General features: G+C 38.6%; 13 protein-coding genes and 3 pseudogenes. 4 read left to right on the forward strand and 12 right to left on the reverse strand.

What is annotated here, in order from left to right; all coding sequences use genetic code 11:
* Positions 1 to 520: 520 nt before the first annotated feature.
* From ACFIK3_RS03965 to ACFIK3_RS03975, 3 genes are all read right to left on the reverse strand, one after another.
* Positions 521 to 1,012, reverse strand: a complete 492-nt coding sequence (locus ACFIK3_RS03965) for a hypothetical protein (protein WP_375643350.1) — start codon at positions 1,010 to 1,012, stop codon at positions 521 to 523.
* 177 nt (positions 1,013 to 1,189) lie between these two features.
* Positions 1,190 to 4,105 (reverse strand): isoleucine--tRNA ligase, encoded by a 2,916-nt coding sequence (ileS, locus tag ACFIK3_RS03970; protein ID WP_375676289.1) that lies wholly within the window; start codon positions 4,103 to 4,105, stop codon positions 1,190 to 1,192.
* Between the two features lie 248 nt (positions 4,106 to 4,353).
* Positions 4,354 to 6,222, reverse strand: a complete 1,869-nt coding sequence (locus ACFIK3_RS03975; RefSeq protein ID WP_375676290.1) for an outer membrane beta-barrel protein — start codon at positions 6,220 to 6,222, stop codon at positions 4,354 to 4,356.
* Between the two features lie 684 nt (positions 6,223 to 6,906).
* Between ACFIK3_RS03975 and ACFIK3_RS03980 the strand changes: the two are divergent.
* Positions 6,907 to 8,073: pseudogene (locus ACFIK3_RS03980) on the forward strand (tyrosine-type recombinase/integrase).
* Positions 8,074 to 8,294: 221 nt separating this feature from the next.
* Positions 8,295 to 8,495 carry an AlpA family transcriptional regulator gene (locus ACFIK3_RS03985; protein WP_004860538.1) on the forward strand — a complete coding sequence of 67 codons (201 nt, stop codon included), beginning with the start codon at positions 8,295 to 8,297 and terminating at the stop codon, positions 8,493 to 8,495.
* A gap of 100 nt (positions 8,496 to 8,595) precedes the next feature.
* Here ACFIK3_RS03985 and ACFIK3_RS03990 read toward each other — a convergent pair whose 3' ends face one another.
* The 5 genes from ACFIK3_RS03990 to ACFIK3_RS04010 all read right to left on the reverse strand — a co-directional run bounded on the left by ACFIK3_RS03990 (position 8,596) and on the right by ACFIK3_RS04010 (position 10,373).
* Positions 8,596 to 9,000 carry a hypothetical protein gene (locus tag ACFIK3_RS03990; RefSeq protein ID WP_375664118.1) on the reverse strand — a complete coding sequence of 135 codons (405 nt, stop codon included), beginning with the start codon at positions 8,998 to 9,000 and terminating at the stop codon, positions 8,596 to 8,598.
* 135 nt (positions 9,001 to 9,135) lie between these two features.
* Positions 9,136 to 9,417, reverse strand: a complete 282-nt coding sequence (locus ACFIK3_RS03995) for a hypothetical protein (RefSeq protein ID WP_273790411.1) — start codon at positions 9,415 to 9,417, stop codon at positions 9,136 to 9,138.
* A 303-nt stretch (positions 9,418 to 9,720) separates the two neighbouring features.
* Complete coding sequence (locus ACFIK3_RS04000; RefSeq protein WP_273790410.1) at positions 9,721 to 9,903, reverse strand: hypothetical protein; 183 nt, start codon at positions 9,901 to 9,903, stop codon at positions 9,721 to 9,723.
* 8 nt (positions 9,904 to 9,911) lie between these two features.
* A complete protein-coding gene (locus ACFIK3_RS04005) occupies positions 9,912 to 10,073 on the reverse strand; it encodes a hypothetical protein (protein ID WP_375676291.1) in 162 nt (53 codons plus the stop codon).
* A 39-nt stretch (positions 10,074 to 10,112) separates the two neighbouring features.
* Positions 10,113 to 10,373, reverse strand: coding sequence for a hypothetical protein (locus ACFIK3_RS04010; RefSeq protein ID WP_375676292.1), 261 nt, complete (start codon positions 10,371 to 10,373; stop codon positions 10,113 to 10,115).
* Positions 10,374 to 10,534: 161 nt separating this feature from the next.
* Between ACFIK3_RS04010 and ACFIK3_RS04015 the strand changes: the two genes are divergently transcribed.
* On the forward strand, positions 10,535 to 10,894 hold the full coding sequence (locus ACFIK3_RS04015) for a DUF488 family protein (RefSeq protein WP_375676293.1): 360 nt from the start codon (positions 10,535 to 10,537) through the stop codon (positions 10,892 to 10,894).
* Between the two features lie 120 nt (positions 10,895 to 11,014).
* A pseudogene (locus tag ACFIK3_RS04020) lies at positions 11,015 to 11,768 on the forward strand (phage integrase central domain-containing protein); the annotation flags it as partial.
* Between the two features lie 53 nt (positions 11,769 to 11,821).
* On the opposite strand, the gene ACFIK3_RS04025 reads toward ACFIK3_RS04020, so the two are convergent.
* The 4 genes and pseudogenes from ACFIK3_RS04025 to ACFIK3_RS04040 form a co-directional block, all read right to left on the reverse strand.
* Positions 11,822 to 12,121: a HigA family addiction module antitoxin gene (locus tag ACFIK3_RS04025; protein WP_273790446.1), complete on the reverse strand. Its 300-nt coding sequence runs from the start codon at positions 12,119 to 12,121 to the stop codon at positions 11,822 to 11,824.
* Positions 12,122 to 12,139: 18 nt separating this feature from the next.
* Positions 12,140 to 12,420 (reverse strand): annotated as a pseudogene (locus tag ACFIK3_RS04030) (type II toxin-antitoxin system RelE/ParE family toxin).
* 205 nt (positions 12,421 to 12,625) lie between these two features.
* Positions 12,626 to 13,294 (reverse strand): ribonuclease HII, encoded by a 669-nt coding sequence (locus tag ACFIK3_RS04035; protein ID WP_375663697.1) that lies wholly within the window; start codon positions 13,292 to 13,294, stop codon positions 12,626 to 12,628.
* Positions 13,295 to 13,459: 165 nt separating this feature from the next.
* The gene (locus ACFIK3_RS04040; protein WP_273790406.1) at positions 13,460 to 14,368 is read right to left on the reverse strand and encodes a 4-(cytidine 5'-diphospho)-2-C-methyl-D-erythritol kinase; all 909 of its coding nucleotides are present in this window, start codon (positions 14,366 to 14,368) and stop codon (positions 13,460 to 13,462) included.
* Positions 14,369 to 14,537: the final 169 nt, after the last annotated feature.

Raw genomic sequence — 14,537 nt, forward strand, 5'->3', positions numbered from 1 at the left:
CATATTGCTTCTATTAGATGATACATTCATTCATAAGAATAATTCATTATTTTGTATAATAAAATATAAATTCCAACATATCGTAGATATACTCTCTTTCAAATTACATTGAAGCAATAAAAATCACTTTTTTGCACATCATAAGCGGGATTATCGTCTGGATAAAGAACGTTGTAGAAAAGACTAAAAATGTCTCTTATGAAGGCTCTCAAATGCAAGAATTGTCGCAACTAGAGTCTGGAAAATAAAATGATGGTATCAGCTTTCTCCTTCCTAAGCATCAAGATAGTGGAGTACAATAGATTTTACGTTATACTATCCACATGAACGATGTTGCAAAATGAACTTGAGAAATATTTCTTGTTAGGAAATGCATAAGGACTCTCTCGATGCTGTTGTCATATTGCTATTTCATGAGAATAACATCCCTCCTCCAACAGCATTATAACTGTGCGTGAATGAGAGCTTAGTATCATAAGTAATTGGAAAAATACTTTACTTTAAATATTTTGTCTTTCCCTTATCGACCAATAGGTGCGGTTTTTGCCGGTTGGCGATAACTTAAAGGTGGTTCAGTGAGATAGCGACGGTATTTTGAACTTCCAACTTGTGCTCTCTGACGACGTAAATATTCCTGTCGTTGCTTCGCATTCAACTGTGAAGGGTTTTCTGAACCAGCGCCATTAACTGACGATCCTTTATGAGGAAAAGGAGTATTTCCTTGATGCTTCTTCGATGCTGCCATTTCATTGACAGATCTATCTTGTTGTGGTACCGGCAAAAATCTGCGTGAACTAGGGCTTGGTATTACAAGTTTTGGATGAGGTTTCATAACAATCTGGCTGCTATTATTTGTTGGTGTTAATGAAGTAATATTAGCAACATCTTCAAAAAACTGTATCGAAACCGGTTTATTAGTACCATAGGTAGGAGCGGATAAATTGCATCCCGTTAGAACAAAGCACATCCCTAAAATTCCTATTGGAAATATTTTTACTTCACGTTTTCTCACTGCCTATTCCATTTCCTAAGTATATGGCTGATTAATATTCCCGTTATTTATGAGAGAACGGTCCATACACAAATTTCCCCCCTGCAGAAAAAACAACGGAATTTACTTTGTACCACAAAAAACTATATTCATCAATATGAGAAATATACTTGTACTCCTTTCCCTTGATTTAAAATTTTAAATCTTACCAAGAATCTGTAGTTCCCGCAAAGCAGCTGCATCACGAGCAGATACATCCGGATAAGCTGGATCACTCCCAACATCTTGTGTATAACGCCATGATCGAGCACATTTTTTTCCTAATGCCTTCTCTGGATATACACCAACACCTTCAACATCATTCAAAGTAAAAGCATCGGAAGGTATCGTGTCCTGCCTAATTGTGAGTGCACTGGTAATACAGATCTCCGCCATATCCACATTTTCTAATGCCTCTCGTAAAACCAGATTGGAAATAAAAACAATAGGCGCAGCTTCCAAAGAGGATCCAATACGCTTATTAGCACGTTCAAGCTCTAAAGCACCTGTCACAACTTTACGGACCTGCCGAATTTTTTTCCAACGCTCAGCCAAAGATTGGTTTTGCCATTCTTCTGGTACAGAGCGAAATTGTTCCAAATGCACCGATTGGCTTTCTGGATAACGCTCTAACCAAGCTTCCTCCATAGTAAAAGGCAACATTGGAGAAAGCCATGTTACCATACGCTCAAAAATCTCACGGACAACCTGCAAGGAGGCCTTGCGTTTTTTTGATGAAGGCGCATCACAATAAAGAGAATCCTTGCGGATATCAAAATAAAATGCCGATAACTCAATGATTGAAAAATCCAATAATGCACGCATAATCTTTTTAAAATCAAATTCGTCGTAAGCGCGATTAATCAACTGATCAAGTTCAAAAAGCCTATGCAATATAAATTTTTCAAGATCCGGCAGTGCACCATAAGATATTTCTTCCCCATCATCATGTGCTAAAGTTCCTAGCATCCAACGAATTGCATTGCGTAGTTTACGATATGAATCCACATTTGTTTGAAGAATTTTTTTGCCTAAACGCTGATCTTCCCAATAATCGGTTGTCATAACCCAGAGACGAAAAATATCAGCTCCAGATGTTTTAATGATCTCTTGCGGAACAACCGTATTGCCTAAAGATTTAGACATTTTCTTACCATTCTCATCCAAAGTAAAACCGTGTGTGATCACGGCTTTATAGGGAGAACAAGCACGCGTACCACAGCTTTCCAAAAGAGAAGATTGGAACCATCCGCGATGTTGATCTGAACCTTCAAAATAAACATCAGCAGGCCATTTCAAATCAGCCCGATCTTCTAACACAAAGCTATGGCTTGCTCCAGAATCAAACCAAACATCCAAAATATCATAAACCTGTACCCAAGGCTCATGTGCACGCTCACCTAAAAAACGTTCACGTGCTCCTTCAGCAAACCATGCATCTGCCCCTTCTGCTTCAAAAGCCCGTAAAATACGCTCGTTCACACCTTCATCTTTTAGAATAACACCATCCTCATTCGCAAAAATACAAATAGGAACCCCCCAAGAACGCTGACGAGAAAGAACCCAATCAGGACGATCCTCTATCATAGAAGCTAGGCGGTTTTGTCCAGAAGATGGCACAAAACGCGTTTTTGAAACAGCTTCCAAAGCCCGACTACGTAAAGTTGAACCATCCCCAAAATCTTTATCCATTGAAATAAACCATTGTGGTGTATTGCGAAAAATAACGGGTTTTTTTGAACGCCAACTATGGGGATAGGAATGCTTTAAACGCCCCCGTGCAAATAATCGATCTGCTTTAATTAAAGCGTTAATGACCTCTTTATTGGCGTCACCCATTTTTCCATTATCATCAATAACACGTGCAGGTCCTCCTTCACGATCTGGTCCTAAACCTAGAACATCTTTCGTATAGAACCCTGCATCATCAACAGGAAACGGTATAGATGAATCAATCCCCGCTTGCTCCAGTAAGGACTTATAATCATTCCAAATTTCAAAGTCCTCACGCCCATGGCTTGGTGCTGTATGGACAAAACCTGTACCAGCACTCTCTGTTACGTGTGAACCATCAAGCAATGGAATTTTATAATTATACCCTCCAGCTAAACCTTTGAGTGGATGAGAAAGAACAAGAGCTTTCAATTCCTCAGCAGAAATAACACGTAAACGCTTCAAAACAAGTTTGGCTTTTTCTCCACAACTCATCGCTAAAGCGTCTGCAAAAAGAAGCTTTTCTCCCACTTGAGGACCAAAATCATTTTCAGCACTTTCAACTTCGTAAATACTATAAGAAATCTGCGAAGAATAACTCACTGCACGATTGCTTGGAATTGTCCACGGTGTTGTTGTCCAAATGACGACATGAGCACCATATAAATCATCAGAATTTGCTTCAAAAACAGGAAACTTAACCCAAAGCACCTCTGATTCATGATCATGATATTCAATCTCAGCCTCTGCCAAAGCCGTACGCTCCACAACAGACCACATCACTGGCTTGGAACCACGATAAATCTGATCTGACATAGCAAATTTTATCAATTCACTGGCAATGCGTGCTTCTGCATGAAAAGCCATTGTAGTATAAGGCGCGTTAAAATCTCCCACAACACCAAGGCGTTTAAATTCTTCACTTTGAACGGTTACCCAATGCTGTGCAAATTCACGGCATTCTTGACGAAACTCGTTAAGAGGTACCTCATCCTTATTTTTTCCTTGTGCTCGATATTTTTCTTCAATTTTCCATTCAATTGGAAGCCCATGGCAATCCCAACCAGGAACATAATTTGCATTAAAACCGCGCATTTGGAATGAACGGACAACCACATCCTTTAGAACTTTATTTAAAGCATGCCCGATATGAATATGACCATTTGCATAAGGTGGACCATCATGAAGAATATAAAATGGACGATCTTTTGCTTGTTGGCGCAATTGCGCATAAAGCCCCATATCTTCCCAACGCGCCATCAATTCAAGCTCTTTTTGCGGAAGCCCTGCACGCATAGGAAAATTTGTCTGTGGGAGATAAAGAGTTTTTGAATAATCTATTGTTTCATTTTTCACAGCCATTGTGAAATATCCCTGTCCACTTTTACGATTTCATTTTTGCATAACTTCCCTGAACCCTGCAACTCTGGTTTTTATCTATAGGGAAAGCCGAGCTTATCATTCGTATTAAGCAGCGATCAGGAAAATATATCATCACACTCTATGGGCTTTATCATGAAATTCACAAGAAAAGAAACCAAAAAGTGATCTTTTAAAAAATAAAGGCTCCACTGACAGTGGAGCCTCTTAGAAATTTACTCTTTAAAAAATTAGAATTTATAAGCTACACCAACACGGAAATCATTGGTTTTGTAGTTAACTTCAAGTTTTTCCTTTGCAAATTTCTTTTTACCAAAATCAGAGTAACGATATTCTGCACGTACAATCACATTATCCAGAAGCGAGAAATCAACGCCACCACCAAGTGTGTAACCAATCATGGTTTTTGTTTCATCAGCTAAGTTCTTAGAAGAAACGACTCTTCCATCCTCATCCTTAACGGATATTGATACAGTGTCTTGGAATTGCCCATAAGCAATACCACCAGCAAGATAAGGCATAAAGCGATCAGCAGCAAAACCAATACGTACCCGTGTAGCACCACCCCAATTTTGTTTGAAAGTATGACTTAACGTTTCAACTTCATACTCTTGATCAAGACCAAGTTCAGAAGCCATCTTTTTTATTTGTTCTATACCATATACACTGGAATCATTCTTATCCACCGCTTGTGTATTTTGTGCACCGTGTCCAGCCATATTCTGTCCACCATGAGAACGAGAAGCATGTGGATTAGCACCATGCGCATGAGCACCAGAACCATGCCCACCTGCATGAGATACACCATGTGGATGAGCATTTCCGCTACCATGGGAAGAACTATGATGACCTCCCCGTTGGGCTCCGCTTGTTCCATTAGAAGCTGTTGTATCTGATCCGGATGATCCTGATCTCGCGAGTATAAGTGTCCCTCCGCTCGGTACTGTTCTTTGTTTTAATGATGATTGTTCCGATGCAGGTGCTTTTTCTGCTGGCTGACTTGCGCCTAATACTGTTGATGAGATAGAGGATACTGATGCTTTTTCAACTGCTTTTGCAGACTCTGACTTAGCAGATGATTTTGCTCCATCTGACCCTACTCTTGATGATTGATCTTCTTGAGATGATCTTGCCAATAAGAGCGTTGACCGCTCTGGTGAGCTTGCTCCTGTGGTAGAGGATATTGATTTAGGTGCAGGTGATTTTAATCCATTTACCCCGCTTACCGATGTCGGTCCTGTACCTGATCTTTCCGATGAGGACGATGGCGATTGCACTGATCCCTCCTCCTGTCTGGAAGAGGCTGATTGTGTTATTAGCGATGCAGATGGCGTTCTTAATGGTGATGCTGAAACTCCTGGACTTTTCCTGTCCACTGCCGCTGTTTTTCCTGCTGTTGAATTAACAGTGTTAGAACTTCCAGCTGTTGTTGATTTTGATGGTGCTGCTCCTGCTTGTGGTTGTTGAACTGCATTTACTGGTGTAGCTGGTGCTTGACTGGATTGCGTTGCAGCAGATTGTTCTGACGTGGATCCTGCTGTTGGAGTGCTTACTGTTTTAGTTCCTGAGCCTACAGGTGCTCCTGCACTTGCAGATGTTCTTGCATCTGCGAGTGTTCCTTCAACGCTTTTTTGTGTTTGTGGTCCTGTTGGTGTTCTTGTTCCTGGTGTTCCTGCGGATCTGCGGGATCTTACGACTGCATTTTCTACTGTAGTGTTATCAGCTGCACCTATGGTAATGGTCTTTGTGTGTTTTTTTCCAGATATCATTAAATCCGTATCGATGCCAAAAATAAAGTTGTCACCGAGATCAATATTAGAACCTGCATAAAAACCACCTGCAAAACCTGAAAGTTTAGGAGAGAACTCTTTATCCAGTGGTAAACTATTTTCTTGACCAACAAGAGCCATATCAGCTTTGCTCGAAAAACCACCCGCTTGAACACCTAAATAAAGACCTGTCCATGAAAAAGTAGGCGCGATAATGGTAGAAGAAGTCGATGATGCTGGCTGATGAGGAATTATAACATCAGCAGCTAGTGCTGTAGACGCTGAAATTAAAGAAAAAATAGACGCTGTTATTAAACGTTTTGTATTCATAAAATCTCTCCAAATATCCAAAATGAAATGTATATAGAGCATCTTTTTTGAAAGATCTGTAGCAAAAATGACACACTCACAAAAAAAATAAAGAATTTTTGAAAATAAGGCTTCTTAAACTTTTAATTTTGCATTCAATGAGCATTTGTAAACTAAATCACACTAAATTATGTGTATTAAAGTTGGATTCATTTTCATTAAAGTTTCGCATAACTGTTAATGATAATATTCTTTATAAATTTCTTTTTATCAAAATCTAAATAACAGTATTCTGCATACAATAAACTATTATCTGTTATTGCAAAATCAATGCCAGCGCAAACAGTGAAATCAAATATTGCCTTTTTTAAAACCAAGCGCCATCATCAAAGTCTCATCTATTTACCAGCATGATCTACTTTTAGTACTTTAGCAATAGTATTTTGTATCTAAAATTCAGAAAAACAAAGGACTTATTCAAACACTCGCAAAAAAACTTTTAGATTCTTTGCATAAACACCTTCATCCTGCTACATCACATTGATTTATAAGGATAACTTTTTGTTTTCATATTGAATGAAAAAACTAATACTGTAGGATTCTCTCATTTTAAATCTGTTTATGTTGAATCAACTAAAACCACTTACTTGCACGTCATAAGCGGGGCTGATGTGTGGGTAAAAACTGTACAAGAAAGGAGTAAAAATGGTTCTTATGAACCGTCTTAATGCAAGGGCTGTCGCAACACCCACGAGCTGGCAAATATAATGATGGTGCCGGCTTGTTACTTCATAAGCGTAAAGATGGAGGTGCTCAATGGATTTACCGTTTTACCATTCATGGGCGGCGCCGTGAAATGGGCTTGGGTGCCTTGAGAGATGTCTCTTTAAAACAAGCTCGTGAATTGGCAACTGGGTGGCGTTCTGTTCTTCGTGAAGGTCGTGATCCTATTAAAGAACGTGAAAAACAAAAGCGTGAAGCAATAAGCAATCTCCATTATTTAAAAGATATCGCGTTGGATGCTTTTGAAAGTCGTAAGCTGAATTAAAAAATGATGGTAAAGATGGGGATTGGTTTTTACCATTACGCCTTCATATTCTGCCCAAATTAGGCTGTCTTCCCGTTTCTGAGATTACACAAACAGAGATACGCAATGTTCTTGCCCCTATTTGGCATACAAAAGCTGGAACAGCTAATAGAGCTCTTATTCGTCTCAACCTTTGTCTCAAACATGCGGCTGCATTAGGATTGAATGTTGATTTATAAGTAACAGAAAAAGCACGCGCGCTCTTAGGTAAACAACGCCATAAAATCAAAAACTTACCTGCAATGGATTGGAGAGATGTGCCGGCTTTTTACCAATTTCTCTGCAAAACAACAACTATAAAACATTTAGCTTTGCGTCTGCTTATCCTTACAGGGGTTCGTAGCAATCCTTTGCGTCATATTCGTGAAGATCAGATTGAAGATGATATCTGGACAATCCCTGCTGAAAATATGAAAGGCAAGCATGATGCCACAACAGAGTTTCGCGTGCCCCTATCATCTGAAGCAATAAAAGTAATTGAACAAGCCCGCTGTATCTCTAAAAGTGATTTCATCTTTTCACTTACCGGTCGTGGTCCTCTTTCACATACGATGATGGCGGCGTATATGAGAAAAAATAAAATTGAAACTTGTCCCCATGGTTTTCGCTCTAGTTTACGCGATTGGCTAGCAGAAACAACCAATGCCCCTTATGAGGTCGCTGAAACCATTCTAAGTCATACAGTAGGAGGGCAAGTAGAGCGTGCCTATCGTCGTACTGATTATCTAGAACAGCGCCGTGTTTATATGGATAAATGGGCGGCTTATGTCACGGGTCAATCTTAAGATATGGGGTGAATAACCCCATTATCTGTGGATAACTTTAACTCTCTTGTCTCTCATTCTTTCTCAATAAGAGTCATAATTTATCACATAAATTATCACATCAGAAAAAATATGATAAAATATTGTTTTCTATAAATAAAATACCTTCAAAAATGAACAAAAATATGGTTAATAAATGCTTATGATTTGTTACCATTTTTTTATAGTGAAAGGAAATTATTATGACAGAAAATGATATTCTTTTAACAGACCGTGAAAGTGCAAAATTGCTTCATATGAGTGTTTCAACATTCCGCCGTCATGTAACCAATGGCTCTCTCCCAAAACCTTTAAAATTTGGTTTTTTATCCCGTTGGTTACAATCAGATCTTATCAATGTCATCGAGCAAGCAAAGCAGCAACGTTATAACGACGCGGCATAAAAAAAACCTTGTCACGTAAGGACGGACAAGGCTTTCTCAAGCTCATCAACCTAGAGCTTTATTTGGTGTAAATTCAAGGCTTTCTCTGCTGAAGCACGACTTAAGGTTTGCATTCAAGTTGTTCTGAATGCTTTTTACAATAAGGGCTATTTAAGCGCTTCTTGACACTTCGCTGTGGTATGACAGTGCCTGGACGACAAATGGGAAGGTTTTCGTCTCTAAAAGTATAACACCATCCTCCCTCATGTTCATTTTCATAATGGAAACCTGATTGAACCATACACGCATGAATTGTTGCCCATGCATTGTTACTTAGCTTTCTGCTTTCTGGATCGGTATAATAAGGTGTTGGCATTCCACATTCTAACAAGGCTTTTCCTACCTCTGTAAAATCTGCTCCTAGTTTCTTCCACGCTGTCACCTCTCCTAGAGGAGGTTTGTTAAATTGACATCCGGCTATACTGAACAAAGTTACAGCGCTTAATAATTTTAGAGTTTGTTTCATTTGTTCCTCCTTAAAGGGACTTGTACTCGATTGGATGAGCCGTAAATATACCGACATGCTTGGCCCGCATCTCCAAGACAGGTATGGGAACTTATGGGATTTGTAGCCACTCTCAATCATTCTTTCCAAACGTTACTACCAGCAGGTATTGTCTCGTAGGTATACACCAATAATTCTGCTTACAAAGTCATATCTATTCCCATCAAAGCCAATAGTAGTTTGTTTGCCATCACTCACATAACCTAACAGACCAGATGCAACTAAAACATTAAAGGCTGGTCTATAGAAATTGATATTCGTGTTGTCGGCTATCCCGTGCATACCTTCTTGTTTGAAAGAATTCAGCATATTAAAGCCTGTCAAACTGCCACAACTATGGGCATCAATATGCAATCCTGTATTGCCATAAAGATACATTGTATCCTGGAATTTCTTGGTTGAATTGGTCAATCAAAAAAAGTTTACTTTCCAGAAGCTTCTGAAAAATCGCTATCCCTATTTCCACTTCCCAGTCTTTAGCTTGTGGGAAGTATGTAAAATAAAGGGGACCATGATCATTGTCAGCAAATTGGACAGCATAACACGCAGCCTCATCGGATGTGTTAAAAATGCCATTTTAGAACATACGCCTGTTGCCATCAGAACCAACTTGTAAATGCTGGCTGCTCATCTTCAGCTTTTAAAAAGTGATACAGAGTAATATATTCTCCATCACTGTCTTTATATAGGTTCTCCATTTTCATCAGTTAAATAGAGGACATTGCCATTTTCATCATGCTCAACCTCACCTACTGGATGCTCTTTGACATTTGTCATTTCGCGCACTTTGTCCCAGTATCCAAGACCTTCATCCGATAAATCATTGATCATGTCTAAGCGATTATGAACGATGCCCTCAAGCAATATGGCATCTATCGGTGCGACAGCCCTGGTGGACTGCTGCGGTGTTGTGGTTGAGAGAGAGAGCCAATGATTTGTCCAGCATCTTGCCCCATCGCCCTCTGTCCAGTTGTATCAGTGAGGATGATGGTGCACCGCTGATAGCGGATTTGTATATCCTTCCGCTCCATCATGGGCTTTGCCGTGACTTAAAGCATTTTTGGCAATGTTTTTTATCGTGTCATTCCCAGAAATGCTAACCCTTGGCTGCTAGCTTGAGCATGTGCACTGTTGGTTATATCACTGGTGCTTATGCTTCCTGTGATCAAGTTGTTTTTGTCTGCCGGTGCGCTGCTGACAATGATACCTCCCGTTAGGGTCGTTTTGTCTTTAACAATGATATTAAAGCCGCCATCACCGGTTTTGATGCCTGATTGCTCCACAACACTATGATAATCGCTAGAGGATTTATCCTTTTGGAAAGAGGCGCTCACGGAGCCCCCACCCATTTACTAAGGAAATTAAATGTGTGTAACATCAAAAATATCATCATACAGCCTGCTAAAGATGAGAGCTTTATTTTTTTACCATTGGCTATGAAAGAAAATCCTCTGAGGACTATCTCAATCAACTTATCAAAAATAATATTAAACTTTTGTGTGATGTTCGTAAAAATTCAATAAGTAGAAACCGCGGATTTTCGAAAAGACAATTAGAGAAAGCTATAAGCAATATTGATATTGAATATATGCATATACCTGAATTTGGAATTGCTTCTGAAAAACGAAGAAATTTGAAAACACAAAAAGATTATGACCGCCTTTTTGAAGATTATCAAAATACAACTCTCAAGAATAATTCTTGTGCAATAAACAAATTATATAAAATGTTTTTAAACAAAAAGCGCGTTGCAATCACCTGTTTTGAAGCCAATGTATGCATGTGTCATAGAGGACAACTCGCATTAGCTCTTACTCAATTGTCTGATTGGAAATATGAAATTAAGCACATTTAAAAAAATAAACTTACAAACTTTTTACATATGGGGGGCATTTACAACCTCTAGCCCTCTCCCCATTCCTAACAACTTTTAAGTAATGCATGATTCACGCTACGGGTGGATTGTACGCAAATCAAGAAAATAACCAGACTTACAAAAGGCTCTTTCAATTGGTTATTGCATCAGTATTTACAAAGCATGCAATGGCATAATCAATCAGAATCTACTCAAAAAGTTAAATATCGAATTCTGAATAATGTTTCTAAACATATTGCTGATCGTGCATATAAAAGTATAGAAAGACACCATATCCTTGACGCCGTAGACAGAAGGCGACATACTCTCGCAGCAGCAAAACATTTTTTGACCTCTTTAAACGGTCTCTTTAATTGGGCGGTTGATAATGCCCTTTTAAATAAAAATCCTGCCTTTAATATAAAAGCACCAAAATCTCTTAACAACGAGGGATTACTGCCTTGGCTAGAATAGGACATAGACAAATATTATCACCGTTGGTCACATGGTACACATGAACGCGTCTGGATTGACGTTCTTCTTTATACGGGCTTGTTTTACCAGAACTAGAGGCAACCCTTAAAATTGGTCCCATAGGTGATGAAACATTCATTTGTGGTAAAGGTGGAAATAAGCTTATCAAAGAAAGTTTTGGCAACCTCTTTCGTGAAGCATGTAATGCGGCGGGTATTAAAAAATCAGCGCACGGATTGCAAAAATTAGCAGCAAAACATACTGCCAATGCTGGTGCTACGGTTTCACAAATGAAAGCGCTTTTTGGTTGAACCGAAGATAAAATGGCATCCCTTGATATAAAGAGTGCAGACCGTAAAAACTTTCCCTTGAAGCAATCAAAAAGCTCCAAAAAAGTTAGCCTCACAAAGCACCGCTTAACAAACTAAATTGCTATCAAAATTATTAACGAAATCAAAGCGGCGTTTGAGATGTATCAGAAACCAGAGGAGAAATAGGTGGTTGTGCCTGTTGCATTGTTTGCCATAAATTATAGTTTGTTTGCATATCCAACCAAAATTTTGCTTTACTAAAACCAGCTAATTCTAATTTAACAGCAAGCTCGGTACTTATAGAAGCATGTCCGTTAATCACTCTTGATAAAGAAGCTCTTGTCATATGGACATGATCAGCTAATTTTTGTATTGTTATCCCCATTTCTTCTAAGAAAGCTACTTTCAGAACTTTACCCGGATGTGCGGGGTTGTGCATCATTTTTTTTCATTCCTTTCTTCAATGGTAATCTTGATAATCAACAAGCTCTACATCTGTTCCTATAAAGCGAAAAGTAGCACGCCAATTTCCATTCACCCATATAGAACAGTACTCTATAAGTTCACCTTTAAGATGGTGCATTTTAAAGGCAGGCTCTCTCAATATTTCAAGCGTAGTAGCACTTGTTAAAACCGTTAAGATAACGCGAATTTTTTTACATGATCTGGTCAAATAGCTTTTGTGGAACCTGTTGTACAAAATAATTTTAAGCCCTTATGTTTAAAACTCACAATTGCCATTACCACCCCTTGTCGTATATCATCGCTATACGGTTAATAACAAATAAGAGTTAAGCCCATGTTAGAAATATCTGATTCTATATCTGGAAAAAATAGATAGGAATAAGTGATAAAAAAGCTTCAAAAAGGTTAGGGATAGACACTCAAAAAACATTATAGAATCAATGATTATAAAACCCCTTACTCTTGTAATAAGTCACTGATTTTAATTACCTTTTTTACACTCTTTTAGTGGTGCAAAACTATAACGATGTAACCCTATAACTGGTCCATATTTATCAAGAGCTGTACGATGCGCTAGCGTTGCATAACCTACATGCTTCTCTAAACCATACCCTTTATAAACTTGTCCTGCACATTCCATCATCCGATCACGCGTTACTTTCGCAATAATAGATGCGGCTGCAATTGAAACTGAACGCTGATCGCCCTTAATCAACGCCATTGCAGGACAAGACAACTCAGAAGGAATATCACGCCCATCAACAAGGACATAGTGGGCTGGAATGGCTAATCCTATAATACAGCGACGCATTGCTTCTAAAGTTGCTTTTCTAATATTAGATTGATCAATTGTACGAGCACAAAGACTGGCGACTGAAACCGCTAATGCACTTTGCAAAATTTCATGATAAAGTCTATTTCGTTGGAAAAAAGAAAGTTTTTTTGAATCATTTAACCCATTAGGAATACGATCTCTATCCAAGATAACGGCTGCTGTTACCACAGGTCCCGCGAGAGGCCCCCGTCCTACTTCATCAACACCTGCTATATGAAAAAAACCCTGTTTTTGCAAATCCAATTCGCACGAAAAATTTGGTTGAAGCGGCAAATTAAACATCTTTGATAAATCACACATACAACAAACATACATCTATTTCTGTAGCCTGATCATTTTTTGCAAGCATTACAGTTTTAAATGGCTCTTCAAATATTCTGCGAACTCTTACACAAAAGATAAAAAGCACATTTCTTTGGTTCCCCTCTTTCATTATGTATAATAAAATCATGATGAAATAAAAGCTTTTATATTTATTTATCAAATATTTCCTAAAGTCATGATAGGTTTTACAAACCAATTTGGGTGCATTGATTTGATAAAAAGAGCTGCTTGTTGCGCCGTTTGTTTATTTTTAAAAATGCCAAAGCAAGTTGCTCCCGTTCCAGACATACGGGAAAAAAGAGCCCCACATTCATCTAATATAGATAACACTTCAGCTAACTGAGGTGCTATTTTTAATGCAGGAGAAAAAAGATCATTACGCGTTTCTTGTAAAGCTTTAACCAATGAATCAACACTTTTTAAAGCGTCTGTATTAATTTTTAAAGAAGGATTATGACGCTTCTCTAACGCTTTAAAAACAGTTGGTGTTGAAATCTCTTGTCCATGATTAACCAATACTATTGCAAGAGAACAGGCTCCTTTTATTTGTATCATCTCTTGACCAATTCCTTTGACCAAAAGCGGCTGCTGATATTCTAATGCACAAAGGCACATGGGAACATCAGCACCAAGAACTAAGCTCTTTTTTGCTAATTCTTCGTAAGGGCAATCAAGATTCCACTGTTGACGCAACATGCTGATAACCCCAGCTGCATCACCTGAGCCGCCACCAATGCCTGAAGCAACAGGTAATGTTTTTACAAGCCGAAAAAAAGCAGGTTGAGCACATTCCGGAAAAGTCTTATGCATAAAGTCCCGTGCGCGAATAACCAAATTGTCTAAATGAGAAACAAGTCCTTTTGCAAACGGCCCCGTCAAAACAAACTGATTATTTTCACAAGGTGCATAGTGTAGACAATCACCGCTAAGACTAAAATAAACCAAACTTTCTATTAAATGATACCCATCAGCACGTTGCCCCACAACATGTAGAGCTAAATTCAATTTAATAGGTGTAAATAAATAGGAATGTCTTTGGAACGAAGCTTGTACATTTGGCATCATATGACGTAATATTAACCTGTATAGGGTTCTTTTACAAATTCCCCCCTTTTATCCACACTTTTAGCACTAGCCCTATAAACAGCTTGGAATATTCTTAATCGTTTTCTAAAAAACAATAAATATAAAGAGTTCTCATACAAAACAAACGACATGTTCTCATTCGTATCAT

Origin of the sequence: Bartonella sp. CB10SXKL (assembly GCF_042195515.1) — a bacterium.
Classification (GTDB): domain Bacteria; phylum Pseudomonadota; class Alphaproteobacteria; order Rhizobiales; family Rhizobiaceae; genus Bartonella.

What these genes read in the sequence shown, in the direction of transcription:
- ileS (WP_375676289.1), bottom strand. Translation starts at nt 4,105, where the DNA reads ATGGCTGTGAAAAATGAAACAATAGATTATTCAAAAACTCTTTATCTC.
- ACFIK3_RS03975 (WP_375676290.1), bottom strand. Translation starts at nt 6,222, where the DNA reads ATGAATACAAAACGTTTAATAACAGCGTCTATTTTTTCTTTAATTTCA.
- ACFIK3_RS03985 (WP_004860538.1), top strand. Translation starts at nt 8,295, where the DNA reads ATGACAGAAAATGATATTCTTTTAACAGACCGTGAAAGTGCAAAATTG.
- ACFIK3_RS03990 (WP_375664118.1), bottom strand. Translation starts at nt 9,000, where the DNA reads ATGAAACAAACTCTAAAATTATTAAGCGCTGTAACTTTGTTCAGTATA.
- ACFIK3_RS03995 (WP_273790411.1), bottom strand. Translation starts at nt 9,417, where the DNA reads ATGTATCTTTATGGCAATACAGGATTGCATATTGATGCCCATAGTTGT.
- ACFIK3_RS04005 (WP_375676291.1), bottom strand. Translation starts at nt 10,073, where the DNA reads ATGATGGAGCGGAAGGATATACAAATCCGCTATCAGCGGTGCACCATC.
- ACFIK3_RS04025 (WP_273790446.1), bottom strand. Translation starts at nt 12,121, where the DNA reads ATGATGCACAACCCCGCACATCCGGGTAAAGTTCTGAAAGTAGCTTTC.
- ACFIK3_RS04035 (WP_375663697.1), bottom strand. Translation starts at nt 13,294, where the DNA reads ATGTATGTTTGTTGTATGTGTGATTTATCAAAGATGTTTAATTTGCCG.
- ACFIK3_RS04040 (WP_273790406.1), bottom strand. Translation starts at nt 14,368, where the DNA reads ATGATGCCAAATGTACAAGCTTCGTTCCAAAGACATTCCTATTTATTT.